This is a genomic window from Hahella ganghwensis DSM 17046 (genome assembly GCF_000376785.1).
In the GTDB taxonomy this organism is placed as follows: Bacteria; Pseudomonadota; Gammaproteobacteria; order Pseudomonadales; family Oleiphilaceae; genus Hahella; species Hahella ganghwensis.
Genome location: NZ_AQXX01000142.1, coordinates 1 through 17,872 on the forward strand (window position 1 = coordinate 1; position 17,872 = coordinate 17,872).

Genomic DNA, 17,872 nt, shown 5'->3' on the forward strand with positions numbered 1-17,872 from the left:
GATCGCTGAGGTTATAAAATAGCTGCATGCAGTGGACACGAAGCATGGTGGATAACGGATACGGAGGGCGGCCGTTCTCGCCCTTGGGGTAATAGCGGGCGATCTTCTTTTCCATGCGTTTCCATGGGATCAGCTTATCCATTCGCTCCAGAAAGATTTCCCGGCGGGTCTTACGCTTCTTATTCTGGTATTCAGCTTCGGAGAAAGTCATCTGATCCATGGATAGTATTCCTGATGAGTGAAGTTGGCCGTATTATGACTGATTTGGGGAGTTATTCAGAGCCTCCTTAGATTTATTCACAAATATTCCTAATAAAAAAGATACCGCCTAACGCTTCGCATACCCACGCCCTGACAAGAGCAACAATGTGCTGTGGCTTGTTGCACGGCATTATGGCGCACCCCCTGGAAGCATGATGGTGATTTGCTTTAGCAAGTGTGATCCTGCATGAAATTCAACATGAATGCACATATTTTCCAGATCAAAACGCATCCTATTGGAATTATTAAGGGGCTGATCTAATAAACACCCGCCAGCATGTCATCATAGAAACTATCGAGCGTTCCATCATCCATCATTTTTTCGAGAGACAGGTTAAACAGATTCATGAGTTGCTGGGATTCTGGTCGCTGACGACTCATCAGCAGAGTGACCTCAGCCGATCTTAGCGGCTTATCATGGGTCGCAACCAGATTGGCGATTCCATGATTAAACTCGCGATTCAGAATCCGCCACCCTGTCACTTCCTCGCAGGGAAAAATATCGATGCGCCCCCTCACCAGTTTGCGAAAGTTCACGATATCCGAGGAGGTTTCCTCCACTTGCAGCTCTTTCTCTTTCGCCATCTCCCAAAACTGCGGAGTATAGCTGTAGCCGATGGTGGCGCCGAATACCAGATCTTTAAGGTCACCAAGCGTACGCCAGGACGGTAGAGGCTTTTGTTTCAGATAAAAAAACACCTCTCTCTGCACGAATATGGTATTGGACAAGAGGTACTGTGTTTCGTACTCAGGGTTTCTGAACCAGAACGAGGAGGCATCAAACCGCCCAAGTTCGGTTTCCGTTCGAGCCCGAACCCAGGGAACAAAGACAAAATCCACATGGTATCCCTGACGCCGAAACGCTTCTTTCACGATTCGGTTGATCAAGCCTGAATGTTGGGAATCCTTGGTTGTCCAGGGGGCATACTCCCCAGTCCCGATACGCAACGTGTCAGCCTGAGCGCCTCCCTGAATCACCAGCAGGAATCCTGCGACAAGCAATGCCCACAAAAATCACCGCTAATACCTCCACATCGGATAACCGTGCCGGGGTCACTGGCGCCGAGCGCCACCACATTGATCAGCAGACTGCCAGATTGATAGACAGCCTGTTCCAACGACCCACTATACCCACTATACCCACTTGCAGATGCCCGATTTTCCTTAACGATGCTAAAGCCGACTGTACCTGACACTTTACTCCGGGAATCAACCTTAAGTTTAGCAGTATTCAGAAAATGATCAGGAACTTGATCGCAACACGGCCATTCCATCAAGGTCTGGTGCCTGGACAACCCCTCTTTCTGTAACAATCGCATCGATCAGGTGTGCCGGAGTTACATCGAATACAGGATTAAAGGCTCGTGCACCTTCGGGAGCAATCGTCACCCCCTGGAGGCTTTTCAATTCCTGCTCCGTGCGCTCCTCGATCGGAATATCTTTACCGCTGCTCAGATTGAAATCGATTGTACTGGAAGGCGCGGCAACCATGAACTTGACACCATGTTGTCTTGCCAGAACCGCCAGACTGTAGGTACCGATTTTGTTGGCAACGTCGCCATTTGCCGTGATCCGATCCGCCCCGACCACGACCCAGGTGACACCACAGGTTTTCATCACGTGTGCCGCAGCACTGTCGGCAATCAGGTGAACAGGGATCTCATCCTGGCACAGTTCCCAGGCAGTCAGCCTGGCCCCTTGCAGCCAGGGACGTGTCTCGTCCGCAAACACCTTCTCCACCAGCCCGCGTTTATTGGCTGAGCGAATCACTCCCAACGCAGTTCCATACCCGCCTGTAGCCAGACTACCGGTGTTGCAGTGAGTCAGGATATTACCCTTGCCGGATTCCGCAATCAGGTCTGCTCCGAGTTCTCCCATATGCAGATTGGCCTGAAGATCTTCCTGATGAATGGCGATGGCTTCCTGCTCAAGAGCCTGCACATCGACCGAACCGAGTTCTTCAAGACGCTTCTTCATTCGATCCAGCGCCCAGAATAAATTCACCGCTGTGGGCCTTGATTCAGCCAACACTTTAAAATGTGGCTCCAGAGCGCCGGGGTGACTACCAGAATGCGCTCGTGCTGCCAACACAACACCATAAGCCGCTGAAATACCAATCGCTGGTGCCCCACGAACCACCATATCTCTGATGGCACCAGCAACGGACTCAGCATCACGACAGGTCACATAGGACTCTGTAGCCGGCAAAATTCTCTGATCCAGCAAAATAAGTTCTTGATGATTCCAGCGTATCGGCGTAACAGATGAATTGGTCATGAAATTTCCTGGTTAAATTAGCTGATCAGGCTGTCGGCACAAACGGGGCAGGCTTCCTTCCTGGGTGAATAAGCATGGAATGACTAAACAAAGTCAGAATTATACGATTTATCATCAGCAGCGATCTACGCTGAAAGGTCAATTCGCACCCTGGGTTCACCCCTTAAGCTGCCTGGAGGATCATATTATCGATAGAACGTCTCCACATTGCTGACAACAGAATGACATCTGTTTGCAAAGGTCAACCTACTTCTCACCTCATAATCTGAGTATACTTTGCCCTTTCAAGGACTTGTCACAGGAATACACATCGTGTCGCAACAAAACGTTGATCTGATTATTACCGCCCGCTGGATTGTTCCAATCCGCCCAGCCAACCTGATTTTGGAAAACAGCTCCGTCGTTATAGACGGAGGCCGCATTCTTGACATTGGGGACAGCAATGATCTGATGCAACGCTACAGCGCCAAAGAGCATGTACAGCTCCCCGAGCATGCCCTGATGCCGGGAATGATAAACGCTCACGGTCACGCCGCCATGACACTGTTCAGGGGAATGGCTGACGATCTGCCATTAATGGAATGGCTGAACAATCATATCTGGCCGGCCGAGGGCAAATATGTCGACGCCGATTTTGTACACGACGGCGTCTCTCTCGCCATCGTAGAAATGATTCGCAGCGGGACCACGACGTTCAGCGACCAGTACTTTTTTCCTGCCAGCGCCGCCGCTGCAGCCGTTGATGCCGGTATGCGCTGCCAGCTTGCCTTCCCGATCCTGGATTTCCCCTCCTCCTGGGCCAGCCATGCAGAGGACTACATTCACAAGGGAGTCAAACTGTTTGACGAGTATAAGCACAGCGATCTGGTACAGATTGCGTTCGGCCCTCATGCCCCCTACACCGTCTCGGATGAGCCGTTAAAGCAGATTGTGACGCTGGCCAATCAACTCGATGCCCAGATTCAGATCCACCTCCATGAAACCGCATTTGAGGTCAACGACGCTCTGGAGAAGACCGGCAAGCGTCCGACTGAAAGAATGTACGAGCTGGGAGTACTGGGCCCCAATACCCAGTGTGTTCACATGACCCAGATTAATAACCGGGATATTGAAATCCTCCAGGAGACGGGGGCTCATATCGTCCACTGCCCGGAATCCAACCTCAAACTGGCCAGCGGATTCTGCCCGATTGCCAAATTATCAGCCGCCGGTATCAACGTGGCGCTGGGAACCGACGGCGCTGCCAGCAACAATGACCTGGACATGCTGGGCGAAATGCAGACAGCCGCCCAAACAGCCAAAGCAGTGGCAGAAGATGCAGCGGCCATCAGCGCATTTGAAGCACTTGAGATGGCGACTATCAATGGCGCCAAGGCACTGGGCAAAGAGGCCGACCTGGGCTCCCTGGAGGCGGGTAAATGGGCTGACATGATCGCTATCGATCTCAGTGCGCTGGAGCTGCAGCCCGTTTTCCATATCACCTCGCACCTGGCTTATGCGGTAAAATCCCATCATGTCACCCATTCCTGGATTGGAGGTAAGCCTCGCATGACAGATCGACATCTGGTTGGCATGGATACAGGTAAAATCGCTAAACTTGTTGCGGGCTGGCAACGTAAACTAGTCGGTAACAACTAGGATATTAAGATCCCGGCAAAGTGCCCGTCCTGACTTCAGGCTTTCAAATCAAATGACGGGCACCCAAAAAAGAGAACCCCGGACAACAACCGGACAAACGACAGCACCTATGACCGCTGCGAGAGAACCTATGACCGCTGTAGACAACGTTGATCTGGCAGAGATCAAAAAGTTTGAAGACCTGGCACACCGCTGGTGGGACCCGGAGAGTGAATTTAAACCCCTGCATGATATCAACCCCCTGCGTCTGAATTTTATTGATCAGAAAGCCGCTCTACCGGGAAAACTGGCATTGGATGTTGGTTGCGGCGGCGGATTGCTGAGTGAAGGAATGGCCCGGCGCGGCGCCCATGTAACCGGCATCGATATGGGAGAAGAGCCCCTGTCCGTGGCGCGTCTGCACGGCTTGGAGTCCGGGATCAAAGTCGATTATCGAAAAACCACGATTGAAGATCTCGCCGCTGAACAATCAGCGCACTATGACGTGGTGACCTGCCTGGAAATGCTGGAGCACGTACCAGACCCAGCCTCGGTAATCAAAGCCTGCGCAGAAGCCGCAAAACCCGGCGCCAATCTGTTCTTCTCCACACTCAACCGAAACCCGAAATCTTATCTGTTCGCCATTGTCGGTGCAGAATATGTGCTCAAGATGCTCCCCAAAGGCACCCATGACTGGAAAAAGTTCATCAAGCCTGCCGAGCTGGCCAGAATGCTTCGGGAAGCCGGCCTGGAACTTCAAGAAACCAAAGGCATGACCTACAACCCGATCACGCGGGAATACAAGCTGAATCAGGATGTTGACGTCAATTACCTGATGCACGCGGTAAAACCGGTACTGTAACGGCTGTATAGGATTTCTGGACAATGACACAGACCCACTCCCTCCCCCGCGGAATCCTCTTTGACCTGGATGGCACCCTGATAGACACGGCCCCGGATTTTCACCGTGTACTGAATATCCATCGCAACCGCCATGGCCTTGAAGCACTTGCTTTCCCGGTCGTCAGACAGGCGGTATCGGAAGGTGCGCGAGCCATGGTCAAGCTGGGATTCGATGTTTCAGAGGACCACCCGGACTTTGCCGCCTTGCGACAAGAGTTTCTGGATTTATATCTGGATAACATCTGCATCGACAGCGGCCTTTTCCCCGGATTTGCCCCTTTACTGGAAGACCTGGACAAGCGAGGGATATCTTGGGGAATCGTCACTAACAAGCCCCGCCTTTACAGTGAAGCCCTACTCGAAGCTTTAGGCCTGGCTTCTATTGCAGTCCTGGTATGCCCGGACGATGTCACCCGCACCAAACCAGACCCTGAGCCGTTACTGAAAGCTGCCACTACACTGGACCTACCACCATCTTCGCTCTGGTATGTAGGTGACCATGTCAGAGATATCGAAGCCGGCCGCAATGCCGGCATGAAAACCGTGGCGGCCGCCTATGGCTACATTCCCGGACATGACAATATTGAAAACTGGTCAGCGGACTACATTATCCGGCAACCCCAAGACTTGTCCTCTCTGCTTATGGCATCATAGGCGCAACAGAACTCTGCGTAACCTGGCCATCACTGAGACGACCAGGTTACCGAACCCAAACAGTCAATAAAGAACCATTAAACATGATGTATCCCTACGAAGCCCCTGAACAACTGCTCAAAGGGCGGGTTATCCTGGTCACAGGTTCCGGCGCCGGTATTGGCCGCGCGGCCGCCACCACTTTTGCCCGCTACGGCGCAACCATTATTCTCACCGGCAGAACCACAAAAAAACTGGAAGACGTCTACGATAGCATTGAAGCAGCTGGCGGCCCGCAGCCTGCAATTTTTCCGGTCAATTTCGAAGGCGCTGTTGCCAAAGATTATGACGACCTGGCCCAGGCCATTGATGACGAATTCGGGCGCCTTGACGGACTACTTCACAACGCATCGATTCTGGGACACAGAACTCCCATTGAGCATTACGATCCGGATTCCTGGGCGCAGGTCATGCAAGTAAATGCCCATGCCCCATTTCTGTTGACCCGCTCTCTACTCCCGGTTATCCGTAAATCAGAAGACGCCTCCATCGTGTTCACATCGTCCAGTGTTGGCCGAAAAGGACGCGCCTATTGGGGAGCCTACTCTGTTTCAAAGTTCGCCACCGAAGGCCTGATGCAGGTGCTGGCTGATGAGTTGGATGACGAAGAACACCTGATACGAGTGAATTCCATCAACCCCGGAGCCACTCGAACTCACATGCGCGCCATGGCTTATCCGGCTGAAGATCCGAAGAAGAACCCCGTACCGGAAGACATTATGAACGTATACCTGTACCTGATGGGGAAAGACAGTATCGGGGTAACCGGCCAGGCATTTGACGCCCAGATCAAAGACTAGCGCAAAGTCCAAAGCAAATAATCATTCTCTGCGCCAGATACATAATCAAAGGGGGTAGGCACCAGCAGTGTCTACCCCCTTTGTACGTTCTCAGCAATGAGACAAAACTCAATCCAGTTTACTGTATCACCCGATCAATCATCACTTCAGCAGGCGCTTCCTGGCCTTTTACCGAAACCGGGCCGATCAACCCTTCAATATCGCCGCTTTGTGGCTGCGGCGTACCAGCTTTGGATACTCTCGCCACAATTTCCACTTGCTCCACTGACGACAGTTTTGCCATCGGCCCCATGGACATAGAGTCATCAAGCGCAAGGGTTATTGGAAGATCTTGAACCCTGACCCGAGTCACTGCGACTGGCATACGGCCACCGACCGGGCGTGCGAGAATATAAACCACATCACTCCCATCGGCCTGAGCACTGACAGCTTCTGCCAATGACACCTTAACCGCAAGCTTCACCGGCTCACCTACCTCGGTGTTTTCACCGGATTCTGACTGCCTGACAGCTGCCAAAGCCTGGGCACGGTTGATGCCATTCCTGATCGCGTCCGCATTCGGATCATTGGGATTACTATCCAGTATCGCCTGCCAGTAGCGTACCGCATCTGCGTATCGACCCTGCTGGAATGCAGAGACCCCCAGAATACTCAAAGCATTGGATTCCCCAGGATCGGCTGCCAGGGCTTTACGCACAGCCTCCTGCACTCCTGCCGTCATTCCCTTTTCACCAAAGAAACGCGCCTGAGCCAGCAGACCATATCCAACACCAGGATTCTGATTATCCTCTTCGAGCAATCTGGCCACCTCAGCAAAGGCACCGGCTGCCTCTTTGTATCGCTCCAGAGTCATATAGGAGCGTCCCAGTAGCACCCAGCCTTCGATATGTTCGGGATCTTCCTGCAAGCGCTGCTCCAGACGATCCAGAATCGCCTGCATATTATTCCCTTCCCTGGCCAGAAGGAGTCTGGTTTCATCCATCCAATGAGCCTGGTTGAGGCCTTTGTAGTCACCCAGGTATTGATATAATCCTAACGCCAATGCCGGCAGACCGATAAACCCCAGAACCATCAATACCCCAGCCCCAGCGTTCTTTCTGACGGGTTTTCCGGTATCGTTTGATGGCAAATCATTCAGCAGACTGGTTTCCAGCTCCGCCTTAAGCTCGCCAAATTCTTTCTCATCGATCAGACCTTGCTTATGATCATTCTCCAGCTCAGCCAAACGATCCTTGAAGATGGCCAGGTTCGTCTGCTTCTGACTCGTATCCTTCGACGCAGCCGTTTCCTGATTCAGCATATTGCGCAAGGGCAATGCAATCATGGCAATCGCCATCAGCGTCAGTATTCCAAGTGCCAGCCAGAAAAAAAGCATAGTTAAGAGTATTCTCGTTGATGTTTGGGAAAGCAGCACGCCCCAAAAGCCAGGCCGGGCTACATGATTTTTTAGGATTTATCGTTTTTTTTGTCAGACAAGTGATCGGCTTCTTCAAGCAACTGCTTTAATCGCTCCCTGTCACCAGCGCTCAGAGCATCCCCATCCCGACCTGCATTGCGGTTACGGCGCCCAAGTATCATGACCACTGAAACACCGATCAAAACCAGGACCAATGGAGCGATCCAGAGAACGACTGTGTGTCCGCTCATTCGCGGCCGATAAAATACAAAGTCACCATAGCGCTCAACCATAAAGTCCACAATTTCCTTATCCGAGCGACCGTCCATCAACAGTCGATGAACCTCGCGACGCAGATCCTGTGCAATCGGCGCGTTGGAATCGGCAATATTCTGATTCTGACATTTAGGGCAGCGAAGCTCCCAGGTCAGATCCTGATAGCGCTCACGGGTCTGCTCGTCGGGAAACTCGTAAACATCAATAGCGAAAGCCGGGCCAGACACCACCACAGAGAACAGAATCAAAATTCCAAACCAGGATTTCATGAAGACGCTCCCTGTTCTGAGCCTGTAGATTCATTAACCCTGGTGTCCTTTACCTCAGACTCCCTCGTCCCCGAATCTTCCATCAGGGGGGCCAACACTTCATTCCAGACTTTTTCGTTTACCACCCCCACATGGCGGTAGCGGATAATCCCTTCAGCATCGACGACATAGGTTTCTGGTGCGCCATAAACCCCCAGATCCAATCCCAGACGCCCCTCTTCATCAAAGACGGTAAAGACATAAGGATCGCCAAGTTTATCCAGCCATTCCAGCGCAGCGGTTCGGTCGTCCTTGTAATTGAGCCCGACCAACTGCACGCCTTTTTCTTTTGCCAGCTTCAGGAGGTAAGGATGCTCCACCCGGCATGACGGACACCAGGTAGCCCACACATTGACCAACATAGGCTTGCCCTTAAGGTCTTCCTGGGTAAAAAAGCGCTCGGGATTGCGCAGACCAGGCAAGGCAAAAGCCGGAACAGGCTTATCTTTTCTGGCCAGCTCCATTTCCGTCGGATCGTGATCAATCATCTGCTGAAACAGAAAAAACATGGCCATGATCACCAACAACGGAACGAAGAGAATCAGACGTCTCATTATTCGGCGCCTCCTGCTGTCACGCCTGTCGCCGAACGATTTTCCTGAGCCTGGATGTCAACTGAGTGTTTTTCCGAAGAGGCTTTGCGCAACATCCGGTAACGACGATCAGCAACCGCCAGAAGGCCGCCCCAGGTCATCAGTATAGCCCCTAACCAGAGCCAGCGGACGAAGGGCTTGTACTGCAACCGAACTGCCCAGGCCTGTTCGCCGACAGGTTCTCCCAGAGACACATAAAGATCACGCAGCAGACCAGGTGAAATCCCGGCCTCTGTCATCACATTATCGGAAACCACGTACCGACGTTTTTCCGGATGCAGAGTCGTCACCACATCGCCATCACCATCAAGGATCTGAATATCCGCTTTATCTCCCACATAGTTGGGGCCCTGTTTGCGACCAACAGAGAGAAATTTGAACTGGTAACCTGCCACTTCTGCGACAGTGCCCGGCGCCATACGAACATCTTTTTCGACGGTATAGTGTGATACCAACGTTGCACCAACAATGGTCACCGCTAACCCCAGGTGCCCGAGCACCATCCCCTTATAACTGCGTGAAGTCTTCAACCAACCCTGCAAGCGGCCTTTACGGGATGCACTTTTTGCCCATACATCCAGCGCTGTTGCCACAGTCAACCAGACGGCAATAAACATCCCCACAACTACCATCCACTCGAAACTGCCCATCAGCCAGGGAACAACCAGCGCAAGCGGCAAACTGATCACTGCCAGAGGCGGAACCTTGCGGAGCAAGGTGCCTGCAGGCGTGTCTTTCCAATGACTGTAAATGCCGACCCCCATAATCAACACCAGCACCGGCGCAAGGAATCCAAACATCAGGTTAAAGTAAGGGGCACCTACCGACACTTCGTAGCCGGCATACTCGGCAATCAGAGGAAACATGGTGCCACCCAGAACAGTGAGTGTAGCTACCATTAGCAGAATATTGTTCAGCAACAGAAAGATTTCTCGGGACCGCTCACTGAATCCGATATGACTTTTCACCACAGGGGCTCTGAGAGCGTAGAGCAAAAGAGAGCCTCCAATCGTGACAATCAATAAGGCCAGAACAAAGCTTCCTCTCTCTGGGTCAGAGGCAAATGCATGCACCGAGGTCAGGATTCCTGAGCGAACCAGGAAGGTTCCCAGCAGACTCAGTGAAAAGGTAAAGATAGCCAGCAGAACAGTCCAGCTCTTGAACACGCCACGCTTTTCGGTAACAGCCAAAGAATGCATCAGAGCAGTCCCGGCCAACCATGGCATCAGAGAGGCATTTTCCACAGGATCCCAGAACCACCATCCGCCCCAACCAAGCTCGTAGTACGCCCACCAGCTACCCAATGCAATGCCCAATGTCTGGAAAGACCAGGCAACCGTTGTCCAGGGACGCGACCATCTGGCCCAGGCGGCATCGAGACGCCCACCAAGCAAAGCGGCCACTGCAAAGGCAAAAGCAACCGAGAATCCAACATAGCCCATGTAAAGCATCGGTGGATGCACAATGAGGCCAAAGTCCTGCAGCAGAGGATTCAAGTCTGCGCCATCCTGTGGCGAAGATGGCAGATAACGCAAAAACGGATTGGAAGTCATCAGGATAAACAGCATGAAGCCGATGTTGACCAGCCCCATGACACCCAGAACGCGAGCCACCATATCCAGAGGCAACGATTTACTGAACTTGGCAACGGCAGCAGTCCAGCCAGTGAGAATCAGAGCCCAAAGCAACAGCGAGCCTTCGTGCCCACCCCAGACAGCACTGATCTTGTAGTACCAGGGCAGCAGACTGTTAGAGTTTCCGGCAACGTACTGAACACTGAAATCATCCAGCAGAAAGTTCAGACTCAGAGCACAGAATGAGCCCAACACCAGAATAAACTGACCTCCCGCCAGTGGACGCGACAGTCGCATCCAGACACGATCCCCCATCCATGCTCCCACCAAAGGAATCGTCGATAGTAGAATCGCAAAGCAAAACCCGAGAATCAGTGCATAATGACCTAGTTCAGCAATCATCTAAGACCTATATGTCAGTAGCTTGTCTCAGCCCGGTTGGCTTTATCCACCGCCCGCTGAATTTCCGGTGGCATGTAATTCTCATCGTGCTTGGCGAGAACCTCATCGGCCTGGAAGATACCTTCGGCATCCAGCCTTCCCTGGGTCACGATCCCCTGCCCTTCACGGAATAGATCAGGAAGAATGCCCGTATAGGCAACCGTCACAACCCCCTGGTAATCCGTCAAATCGAAAGTGACAGCCAAAGAATTGGGATCACGGTTCACGCTTCCTTCCACAACCATACCACCAACCCGTATACGCTGGTCGACAGGTGCTTCACCGGCTTCCACCTGAGTGGGATTAAAGAACAGATTAATGTTTTGACTCAGGGCAAACAGGGCCAGCCCCACGGCTGCTCCCACCCCGAAAACGATAAATGTTACCGCCAGCAACCTTTGTTTGCGCTTGGGGTTCATTTGGCAAGTTTCTCCCTTTTTAACTGCTGGGATAAACGCTTCTTCAGAGCATTTCTCTTCATCTTTGGTGCCACCAGGTTATAACCGAGAATGGCAAAGCCCACGCCGTAGGCCAACCAGACATAGAAACCATGCCCTCCCATATGAATGATGTCACTGAAACTGGCAAAACTCATGCGACAGACTCCCGTTCCACCAGCTCGCGGACCCATAGGGTACGACGTTCACGTTCGATTATCTCATTACGACTTCGTAAGAAAAGTACGTAACCAAAGAAGGCATAAATACCGATCGTCATGATCAATAACGGCAACCACATTTCCATTGGCATGGCAGGTTTTTCGGTTAATTTGAAAGTGGCGGGCTGGTGAAGCGTATTCCAGACATCCACCGAATATTTGATAATGGGAATATTCACTACACTCACCAGACAAAGAATGGCGGCCGCTTTGGCGGCGGTAATGGTGTCCTGAATTGCAGACTCCAGAGCGATCACCCCAAAGTATAAAAACAACAAAATCAGCATGGACGTCAGCCGGGCATCCCACACCCACCAGGTTCCCCAGGTTGGTTTCCCCCAGACGGCACCCGTAAACAGCGCAAGAAAACAGAAGGATGCGCCAATGGGTGCAGCGGATTTCAACACCACATCCGCCACTTTCATTTTCCAGACCAGCCCCACCAATCCGGCAATAGCCATCAGGACGTAACAGGACTGAGCCAGAACGGCCGCCGGAACATGCAGGTAAATAATTCGAAAGCTATTGCCTTGCTGATAATCCGCCGGCGCAAAAAACAATCCCCAGATAATGCTGGTTGGTATACATAGCAAAGCAATCAGCCCCAGCCAACGGGACCAGACCAGGCTACGTTCGTAAAACCATTTGGGCGATCCCCACTGGTGAAACCACCTTTTGAAACTGCTCCACATGGATTTTCTATTTCACCTCTATCTGTTGAAATCCGACTTACAATTGAAGCCTGATTTAGTTCGAAACACTGATCTTTAACCCTGCTGCCGCGGCAAAGGGCGCCAACGCCAATGCCAACATCAGAATTGCCCCCTGTATCGCGAGGAACCCGGTATATTCAGATCCTGCAGCAGCGGCCTGCACTGCACCGGTGCCGAAAATGAGAACCGGGATATAAAGAGGCAGAATCAGCAGCGAAATCAACACTCCCCCAACTCTCAATCCTACTGTCAAAGCCGCCCCGATTGCACCAACCAGACTCAAAACCGGTGTCCCGACCAGGAGAGTCAACGCCAAAATGGTCAGAAGGGACTCATCCAGATGCAACATAATGGCTAATATTGGGCTCAGCAAAATCAGTGGCAATCCGGTGACCAGCCAGTGAGCCAACACCTTCCCCAACACAAGCAGGAACAAGGGCTGTGGAGTCAGGAGCATCTGTTCGAGCGCTCCATCTTCATAATCGGCACGAAACATTCCGTCCAGAGAAAGCAATGTCGCCAGCAAAGCCGCCACCCAAACCACACCTGCAGCCGCAGTGGCCAGAAACGACGACTCGGGAGACACCCCCAGTGGAAACAGGCTAATCACAATCACAAAGAATATCAGTGGATTGGCCAGATCCTGTCGACGCCTGAATGCCAGCAACAAATCCCGCTTTACCACGGCAAAAAAAACTTGCCAAAGACTGGGAGACGCCACACTCATGACTCCCCCTCATGCTTGGCAGATGCCATCTCTTCTTCTCCCAACACCTCGTGCACGATTTCTATTTCCTGCCCTTTACCAAGCTGCAATTTGCGCAACCTGCTATTAGTTGCAATGCGGTGATGAGTGGTTAGAATTACCATCCCTCCCTGAGCGGCCTTATCAACAATCCAGCCCTCAAGCTCAGTGACACCCTGTTTATCAATGGCCGTAAAAGCTTCATCCAGAATCCAGACAGGAACCGGGGACAAATGCAGTCTCGCCAGCGCAGCGCGACGCTGCTGCCCGGCCGAAAGACTGTGGCAGGGCACTTCTTCATAACCGCCAAGCCCCACTGCCTCCAAGGCAGCAATCATGCTGTTCTCATCAACAGAGAAACGGGCACCACACCAGATGCGTAGATTTTCCAACGGCGACAACAGGCTTTTAATACCCGTCTTATGCCCCAGAAAAAGCAGGGAGGAAATAAAATCAAAGCGCACTTCAGAGACTGGCTTGCCCTTCCAGAGCAACTCCCCCTCATGAAGAGGCATCAATCCACTGATCAGCCTCAGCAAGGTGGTCTTTCCTGCCCCATTTGGCCCTTCAATTTGTAGAATCTCTCCATAGTCCGCGCTAAATGACAGACCGTCGAACAATATCCGGTCATCGCGCTCGCAGAAAAGTCCACGGGCCTGCAGTAGTGGGGTGGATGAAGTCATCAGCTCGCTTCAGTATATTCAGGTGACAGATCCGCCGGAGATAAAAAGCCGGAACGGAACCGGGTTATAGTTCTTTATAATCCATGACTGCTATGCTTGTTATAGGAGCCAAATGCCGCGCATTATAGCCCAGGCAGCGGCGGATCGTCAGGGTAAGTCATCGGTTTAAAACTGAAATTTAATAATTTTCACCTGACGTACGGCAAATTTTGCGCAATTCGACACTATACCGACTCCAGACTGCGCAAAAATCAAACAGAACACATTTCAAGACCCGAGTCAGTTGTGAATACAGATGAAAACCAATGAAAACTGAGCTACCTCCCACCCCTCCTCCATCTCAATCAAACGTTGCCAGCAAGTCAACGGCCTCTTCAGAGCTGGTTGATTTAAAAAGAACCGTCGGGGAAATCATCACCGCCAGAGTACTCAGCGCCAGCCTGAAAGCAGAACACCAGACCTCGCAAGCTACGGGCAACCTGCTGCAGAGCACCCCAGCCAGCAGTCAGCCGGGTTTACCACCTGAAGCCAGGGCAGCACAGGTTTTCAGCACCAATCAACAACTGACCACCAGTCAGCCCGGCCTGCAAACTTCCTCAGACCAATCCCTGCGGCTCTGGCAACTGACTTTACAGGTGCTTGGCGCCGGACAATTAACAGGCAACGAAAAAACAACCGGTGGCGGAAAAACTCTGCTGACTGAAATTCTGGCCAAACAGCTTCCAGCCGACCTTACCGTTGGAAAACTTCTCACCCTGAAAGTCTTACCCCAGCAAGGCCTGCGGGTGATAGGAAATACCGCCCCTGAAGCGACACTTGAATCAGCACTCCGCCCCATCATGCAGGCTTTATCAAAGTCGCTCCCCCTGCAAAGCGATTTACGCAGCAGCCTTGACCAGTTGTTATCAGCTGGTCGCGAAACGACAAAGTCGCAACCGGCAATTCCTGAGCCGGCAAGACAACTGGCCAGACAACTCAGCAACGCCATTCTCAAGCAAAGCGATATAACGCAGCCCCAGACTTTAAAATCCGCCCTCAGGGACTCCGGAATCAATCTGGAGGCCAATTTATTAAAAAGTGCCGCCAGAAGCGCAGACACCAACATCAACCCAAGAACCTCGACAACGCCGCCAGAAACCACTCTGTCCCAGCTGGCTCCCAGAGATCTGAAAGCTCTGCTGATAGTGACACTTTCATCATTGATCAACCACATCCAGCAATCGCCAACTCAGGCGCTGCCGCAGAGCTGGGAAGCAACGGTAAACTGGCTGACACAACAAGTCGCCAACTATACCCAGGGAGGACACCCTCTTGCCTTCCCCTCGAGCCATACAACCACTTCACAGAGACAGGCCTCGACGCCGCTGGATGCCGGCGAAATGCTGCGCGCACTGGCTCAAGCCTTGTCCAGAATTCAGGTCAATCAGCTCAATGCACTTCAACAGACACTGACTCCCGGGCCGGACGGCACCAACACTCAAGTCTGGTTTCTGGAACTTCCGATACAGGGACAGCGGCTGGATTCAGTCCAGCTTCGCCTGGAAAAAGATGAGCAGACCGATAAGGAAAAGAAGAAACCCCAGGCCAAATGGAAACTGATACTGGCATTTGATCTGGAAACCGTCGGCCCTTTCCAGAGCCATGTTCTTTATACGGACGGCACCGTGTCAGCCACCTTCTGGGCAGAAAAACAACACACCCTGAAACTGGTCAACACTGAGCTACCAAGGTTACGCAAAGGGCTACAGGACTGGGGCCTACAGGTCGGTGATCTGGCCGTCCGCAAAGGAGCACCTCCCCCACCGAGCACTCCAATCTCAAAACAACTGATTGACGAGCGTGCCTGATGCCTGAATATCACGATCAAAAAAAACCTCCTCAGAATTCGCAGAGAGGTCCACGGGACCCCAAACCGGACTCCCAGGCCATAGCTCTACTATATGATGGCGTGAAGGCTCCGACGGTATCTGCCAAAGGCGAAGGGGATCTGGCAGAGGAAATTATTGCTATCGCCCGGGAACATGGCGTTCCGCTATACGAAAACCCGGAACTGGTGCGCTCCCTGTCACAGCTGGATCTAGGGGATGAGATCCCGGAACTACTTTACCGCGTAATCGCTGAAATCATTGCGTTTGCCTACCATATTCAAGGCAAAGTGCCGGACGGGTTTAAAAGTGACTAACCCCAATCACAAATCATCACCAATGACTGCTCATTGCTGACATCTGACCTCTGGATTTCAACTCAACATCAGGTTACCTTTTTCACTACCCGGCATTTCCACAGAATCTGTTTAAGTAAAATTTGAACACACTCTGAGTATCTGCCATCACCAGAACCAAAAGACTTGAGTTAATTCCATGGATCAGAAAACCCAAACCGAAATTGAAGCTGCTGTATTTCGCCGCCTGGTCAAACATTTTCAGGACAATACCGAGGTCCAGAACATCGATCTGATGAATCTTGCCGGATTTTGCCGTAACTGCCTGAGCAAATGGTACCGAGCCGAAGCTGAGGAGAAAGGGATCTGTCTCGAAGACGCTGCTGCACGTGAAATCGTCTATGGAATGCCCTACACCGAATGGAAAGAAAAACACCAGAAACCTGCCACCCCAGAACAACAGCAGGCTTTTGAAAATAAGAAACCTTCCTGAACGGACAACCATCACCCATGAATAAAGCTGTTTCTATCACGTTACTTTTGTTATCCCTGGGCATTATGGGGGGCTGCGCTTCCGACTCCTTTGAAAAAGCAGGCAAGTCAGTCGATGAAGCCCTGACAAGTACCGGAGAGGCAATCAAGGATGCAGGACAAGCCACCGGTGAAGCACTGACCAAAGCCTGCGAAAATGTGAAGGAAGCTGTTGCCGCACAGGACAAGAACTGCTGATAAAAACTGGCATATCGCCAATGCGCTTTTTTACGCAGCGCCTGAAACTGACTTGGCCCTTTTAATATTCTCAGTCCCTACAAGAAAAAAAGGCAGACTCATTGAGCCTGCCTTTTCCGGTTTCCGGTGTTGATCCCACCTAAAGAGTTATTAGCTCTCCACAAAAGCCCTTTCGATGACGTAATGCCCAAGATCGCCGTGACGAGCTTCTTTAAAGCCGCGCTCATCGAGGATTGCGCAGGTATCTTTCAGCATACTGGGAGACCCACACACCATGAAGCGGTCCACTTCCGGATCCATATTCGGCAGACCGACATCAGAAAACAGCTTACCACTGGTCATCAAATCGGTAATCCGCCCGCGATTAACATAAGGCTCACGAGTGACCGTCGGATAGTAGATCAGCTTATCCTTGACGAACTCACCGAAAAACTCATTGTTCGGCAGCTCTTCGGAAATCATTTGCTGATACGCCAACTCTGACACCTGACGAACACCGTGGGTCAGGATCACTTTGTCATACTGCTCATAGGTTTCCGGATCTTTAATGATACTCATAAAAGGCGCAAGTCCAGTACCGGTGCTGATCAAATACAAATGCCGACCTGGCAGAAGATGATCCAGAACCAGCGTACCTGTAGGCTTACGACTCATGATGATTTCATCGCCCGGCTTGATTTTCTGCAGCTTGGAGGTCAAGGGCCCATCAGGCACCTTGATACTGAAAAATTCCAGCTCTTCTTCATAATTTGCACTGGCGATACTGTATGCACGCATCAGCGGACGGCCATCTTCCTGTGGCAACCCGATCATAATGAAGTGACCGTTTTTAAACCGGAATGACGGATCACGACTGGTTTTGAAACTAAAGAGTGATTCGTTCCAATGATGCACATCGGTAACCACTTCTTTACGGAATCCTGACACGGTAACCTCTCCTTTCGTTCTTTGCTGATCTCTCTTTATAGACAACGAATCTATAAAACGTTCAAAGTATTTACACACCGCATGAGCAATAATGCATTGCCCGCCATTTAGCCAAAG

21 protein-coding genes are annotated in these 17,872 nt (G+C 51.7%); 8 read left to right on the plus strand and 13 right to left on the minus strand.

Features of this window, described 5'->3' with window-relative positions; genetic code table 11:
• From F566_RS0128070 to mtnA, 3 genes are all read right to left on the minus strand, one after another.
• Positions 1-220, minus strand: a 220-nt coding sequence (locus F566_RS0128070; RefSeq protein ID WP_020409876.1) for an IS5/IS1182 family transposase, incomplete at its 3' end; no start/stop codon positions are given.
• Positions 221-519: 299 nt separating this feature from the next.
• Positions 520-1,272, minus strand: a complete 753-nt coding sequence (locus tag F566_RS0128075) for a substrate-binding periplasmic protein (protein WP_020410378.1) — start codon at positions 1,270-1,272, stop codon at positions 520-522.
• A 231-nt stretch (positions 1,273-1,503) separates the two neighbouring features.
• The gene (gene mtnA / locus F566_RS0128080) at positions 1,504-2,538 is read right to left on the minus strand and encodes an S-methyl-5-thioribose-1-phosphate isomerase (RefSeq protein ID WP_020410379.1); all 1,035 of its coding nucleotides are present in this window, start codon (positions 2,536-2,538) and stop codon (positions 1,504-1,506) included.
• A gap of 312 nt (positions 2,539-2,850) precedes the next feature.
• Between mtnA and F566_RS0128085 the strand changes: the two genes are divergently transcribed.
• From F566_RS0128085 to F566_RS0128100, 4 genes are all read left to right on the plus strand, one after another.
• Positions 2,851-4,176 carry a TRZ/ATZ family hydrolase gene (locus tag F566_RS0128085; RefSeq protein WP_020410380.1) on the plus strand — a complete coding sequence of 442 codons (1,326 nt, stop codon included), beginning with the start codon at positions 2,851-2,853 and terminating at the stop codon, positions 4,174-4,176.
• Between the two features lie 130 nt (positions 4,177-4,306).
• Entirely contained in the window at positions 4,307-5,017 is a 711-nt protein-coding gene (ubiG, locus tag F566_RS0128090; RefSeq protein ID WP_026180377.1) for a bifunctional 2-polyprenyl-6-hydroxyphenol methylase/3-demethylubiquinol 3-O-methyltransferase UbiG, read from the plus strand.
• Between the two features lie 23 nt (positions 5,018-5,040).
• Complete coding sequence (locus F566_RS0128095; protein WP_020410382.1) at positions 5,041-5,712, plus strand: HAD family hydrolase; 672 nt, start codon at positions 5,041-5,043, stop codon at positions 5,710-5,712.
• Positions 5,713-5,795: 83 nt separating this feature from the next.
• The gene (locus F566_RS0128100) at positions 5,796-6,551 is read left to right on the plus strand and encodes a YciK family oxidoreductase (RefSeq protein ID WP_020410383.1); all 756 of its coding nucleotides are present in this window, start codon (positions 5,796-5,798) and stop codon (positions 6,549-6,551) included.
• 118 nt (positions 6,552-6,669) lie between these two features.
• Here the strand turns inward: F566_RS0128100 and ccmI are convergent, their stop codons facing one another.
• The 9 genes from ccmI to ccmA form a co-directional block, all read right to left on the minus strand.
• Positions 6,670-7,926, minus strand: coding sequence for a c-type cytochrome biogenesis protein CcmI (gene ccmI / locus F566_RS0128105; protein ID WP_020410384.1), 1,257 nt, complete (start codon positions 7,924-7,926; stop codon positions 6,670-6,672).
• Between the two features lie 71 nt (positions 7,927-7,997).
• Entirely contained in the window at positions 7,998-8,492 is a 495-nt protein-coding gene (locus tag F566_RS0128110) for a cytochrome c-type biogenesis protein (protein WP_020410385.1), read from the minus strand.
• Positions 8,489-9,085, minus strand: coding sequence for a DsbE family thiol:disulfide interchange protein (locus F566_RS0128115; protein ID WP_020410386.1), 597 nt, complete (start codon positions 9,083-9,085; stop codon positions 8,489-8,491). Before F566_RS0128115 ends, F566_RS0128110 begins: the two co-directional genes overlap by 4 nt.
• Positions 9,085-11,100 (minus strand): heme lyase CcmF/NrfE family subunit, encoded by a 2,016-nt coding sequence (locus F566_RS0128120; protein WP_026180379.1) that lies wholly within the window; start codon positions 11,098-11,100, stop codon positions 9,085-9,087. Before F566_RS0128120 ends, F566_RS0128115 begins: the two co-directional genes overlap by 1 nt.
• A gap of 14 nt (positions 11,101-11,114) precedes the next feature.
• Positions 11,115-11,558 carry a cytochrome c maturation protein CcmE gene (gene ccmE, locus F566_RS0128125; protein WP_020410388.1) on the minus strand — a complete coding sequence of 148 codons (444 nt, stop codon included), beginning with the start codon at positions 11,556-11,558 and terminating at the stop codon, positions 11,115-11,117.
• Positions 11,555-11,734: a heme exporter protein CcmD gene (gene ccmD, locus F566_RS0128130; RefSeq protein WP_020410389.1), complete on the minus strand. Its 180-nt coding sequence runs from the start codon at positions 11,732-11,734 to the stop codon at positions 11,555-11,557. The genes ccmE and ccmD overlap by 4 nt, the downstream gene beginning before the upstream one ends.
• A complete protein-coding gene (locus tag F566_RS0128135) occupies positions 11,731-12,489 on the minus strand; it encodes a heme ABC transporter permease (RefSeq protein WP_020410390.1) in 759 nt (252 codons plus the stop codon). Before F566_RS0128135 ends, ccmD begins: the two co-directional genes overlap by 4 nt.
• Before the next feature lie 55 nt (positions 12,490-12,544).
• The gene (gene ccmB, locus F566_RS0128140) at positions 12,545-13,237 is read right to left on the minus strand and encodes a heme exporter protein CcmB (protein ID WP_020410391.1); all 693 of its coding nucleotides are present in this window, start codon (positions 13,235-13,237) and stop codon (positions 12,545-12,547) included.
• On the minus strand, positions 13,234-13,938 hold the full coding sequence (gene ccmA, locus F566_RS0128145) for a cytochrome c biogenesis heme-transporting ATPase CcmA (protein WP_020410392.1): 705 nt from the start codon (positions 13,936-13,938) through the stop codon (positions 13,234-13,236). Before ccmA ends, ccmB begins: the two co-directional genes overlap by 4 nt.
• A gap of 305 nt (positions 13,939-14,243) precedes the next feature.
• Here ccmA and fliK point away from each other — a divergent pair, with 305 nt between their 5' ends.
• The 4 genes from fliK to F566_RS0128165 all read left to right on the plus strand — a co-directional run bounded on the left by fliK (position 14,244) and on the right by F566_RS0128165 (position 16,828).
• Complete coding sequence (gene fliK / locus F566_RS0128150; RefSeq protein WP_020410393.1) at positions 14,244-15,785, plus strand: flagellar hook-length control protein FliK; 1,542 nt, start codon at positions 14,244-14,246, stop codon at positions 15,783-15,785.
• Entirely contained in the window at positions 15,785-16,120 is a 336-nt protein-coding gene (locus F566_RS34385; RefSeq protein WP_020410394.1) for an EscU/YscU/HrcU family type III secretion system export apparatus switch protein, read from the plus strand. Before fliK ends, F566_RS34385 begins: the two co-directional genes overlap by 1 nt.
• A 178-nt stretch (positions 16,121-16,298) precedes the next feature.
• Entirely contained in the window at positions 16,299-16,592 is a 294-nt protein-coding gene (locus F566_RS0128160) for a DUF1244 domain-containing protein (RefSeq protein ID WP_020410395.1), read from the plus strand.
• A 17-nt stretch (positions 16,593-16,609) separates the two neighbouring features.
• Positions 16,610-16,828: a hypothetical protein gene (locus F566_RS0128165; protein ID WP_020410396.1), complete on the plus strand. Its 219-nt coding sequence runs from the start codon at positions 16,610-16,612 to the stop codon at positions 16,826-16,828.
• A gap of 150 nt (positions 16,829-16,978) precedes the next feature.
• Here F566_RS0128165 and F566_RS0128170 read toward each other — a convergent pair whose 3' ends face one another.
• Complete coding sequence (locus tag F566_RS0128170) at positions 16,979-17,755, minus strand: ferredoxin--NADP reductase (RefSeq protein ID WP_020410397.1); 777 nt, start codon at positions 17,753-17,755, stop codon at positions 16,979-16,981.
• Positions 17,756-17,872: the final 117 nt, after the last annotated feature.

Excerpts from the sequence above, each read along its gene's own strand:
- mtnA (WP_020410379.1), bottom strand. The coding sequence starts at position 2,538 with ATGACCAATTCATCTGTTACGCCGATACGCTGGAATCATCAAGAACTT.
- ubiG (WP_026180377.1), top strand. The coding sequence starts at position 4,307 with ATGACCGCTGTAGACAACGTTGATCTGGCAGAGATCAAAAAGTTTGAA.
- F566_RS0128095 (WP_020410382.1), top strand. The coding sequence starts at position 5,041 with ATGACACAGACCCACTCCCTCCCCCGCGGAATCCTCTTTGACCTGGAT.
- F566_RS0128100 (WP_020410383.1), top strand. The coding sequence starts at position 5,796 with ATGATGTATCCCTACGAAGCCCCTGAACAACTGCTCAAAGGGCGGGTT.
- ccmI (WP_020410384.1), bottom strand. The coding sequence starts at position 7,926 with ATGCTTTTTTTCTGGCTGGCACTTGGAATACTGACGCTGATGGCGATT.
- F566_RS0128110 (WP_020410385.1), bottom strand. The coding sequence starts at position 8,492 with ATGAAATCCTGGTTTGGAATTTTGATTCTGTTCTCTGTGGTGGTGTCT.
- F566_RS0128115 (WP_020410386.1), bottom strand. The coding sequence starts at position 9,085 with ATGAGACGTCTGATTCTCTTCGTTCCGTTGTTGGTGATCATGGCCATG.
- F566_RS0128120 (WP_026180379.1), bottom strand. The coding sequence starts at position 11,100 with ATGATTGCTGAACTAGGTCATTATGCACTGATTCTCGGGTTTTGCTTT.
- ccmE (WP_020410388.1), bottom strand. The coding sequence starts at position 11,558 with ATGAACCCCAAGCGCAAACAAAGGTTGCTGGCGGTAACATTTATCGTT.
- ccmD (WP_020410389.1), bottom strand. The coding sequence starts at position 11,734 with ATGAGTTTTGCCAGTTTCAGTGACATCATTCATATGGGAGGGCATGGT.
- F566_RS0128135 (WP_020410390.1), bottom strand. The coding sequence starts at position 12,489 with ATGTGGAGCAGTTTCAAAAGGTGGTTTCACCAGTGGGGATCGCCCAAA.
- ccmB (WP_020410391.1), bottom strand. The coding sequence starts at position 13,237 with ATGAGTGTGGCGTCTCCCAGTCTTTGGCAAGTTTTTTTTGCCGTGGTA.
- ccmA (WP_020410392.1), bottom strand. The coding sequence starts at position 13,938 with ATGACTTCATCCACCCCACTACTGCAGGCCCGTGGACTTTTCTGCGAG.
- fliK (WP_020410393.1), top strand. The coding sequence starts at position 14,244 with ATGAAAACTGAGCTACCTCCCACCCCTCCTCCATCTCAATCAAACGTT.
- F566_RS34385 (WP_020410394.1), top strand. The coding sequence starts at position 15,785 with ATGCCTGAATATCACGATCAAAAAAAACCTCCTCAGAATTCGCAGAGA.
- F566_RS0128160 (WP_020410395.1), top strand. The coding sequence starts at position 16,299 with ATGGATCAGAAAACCCAAACCGAAATTGAAGCTGCTGTATTTCGCCGC.
- F566_RS0128165 (WP_020410396.1), top strand. The coding sequence starts at position 16,610 with ATGAATAAAGCTGTTTCTATCACGTTACTTTTGTTATCCCTGGGCATT.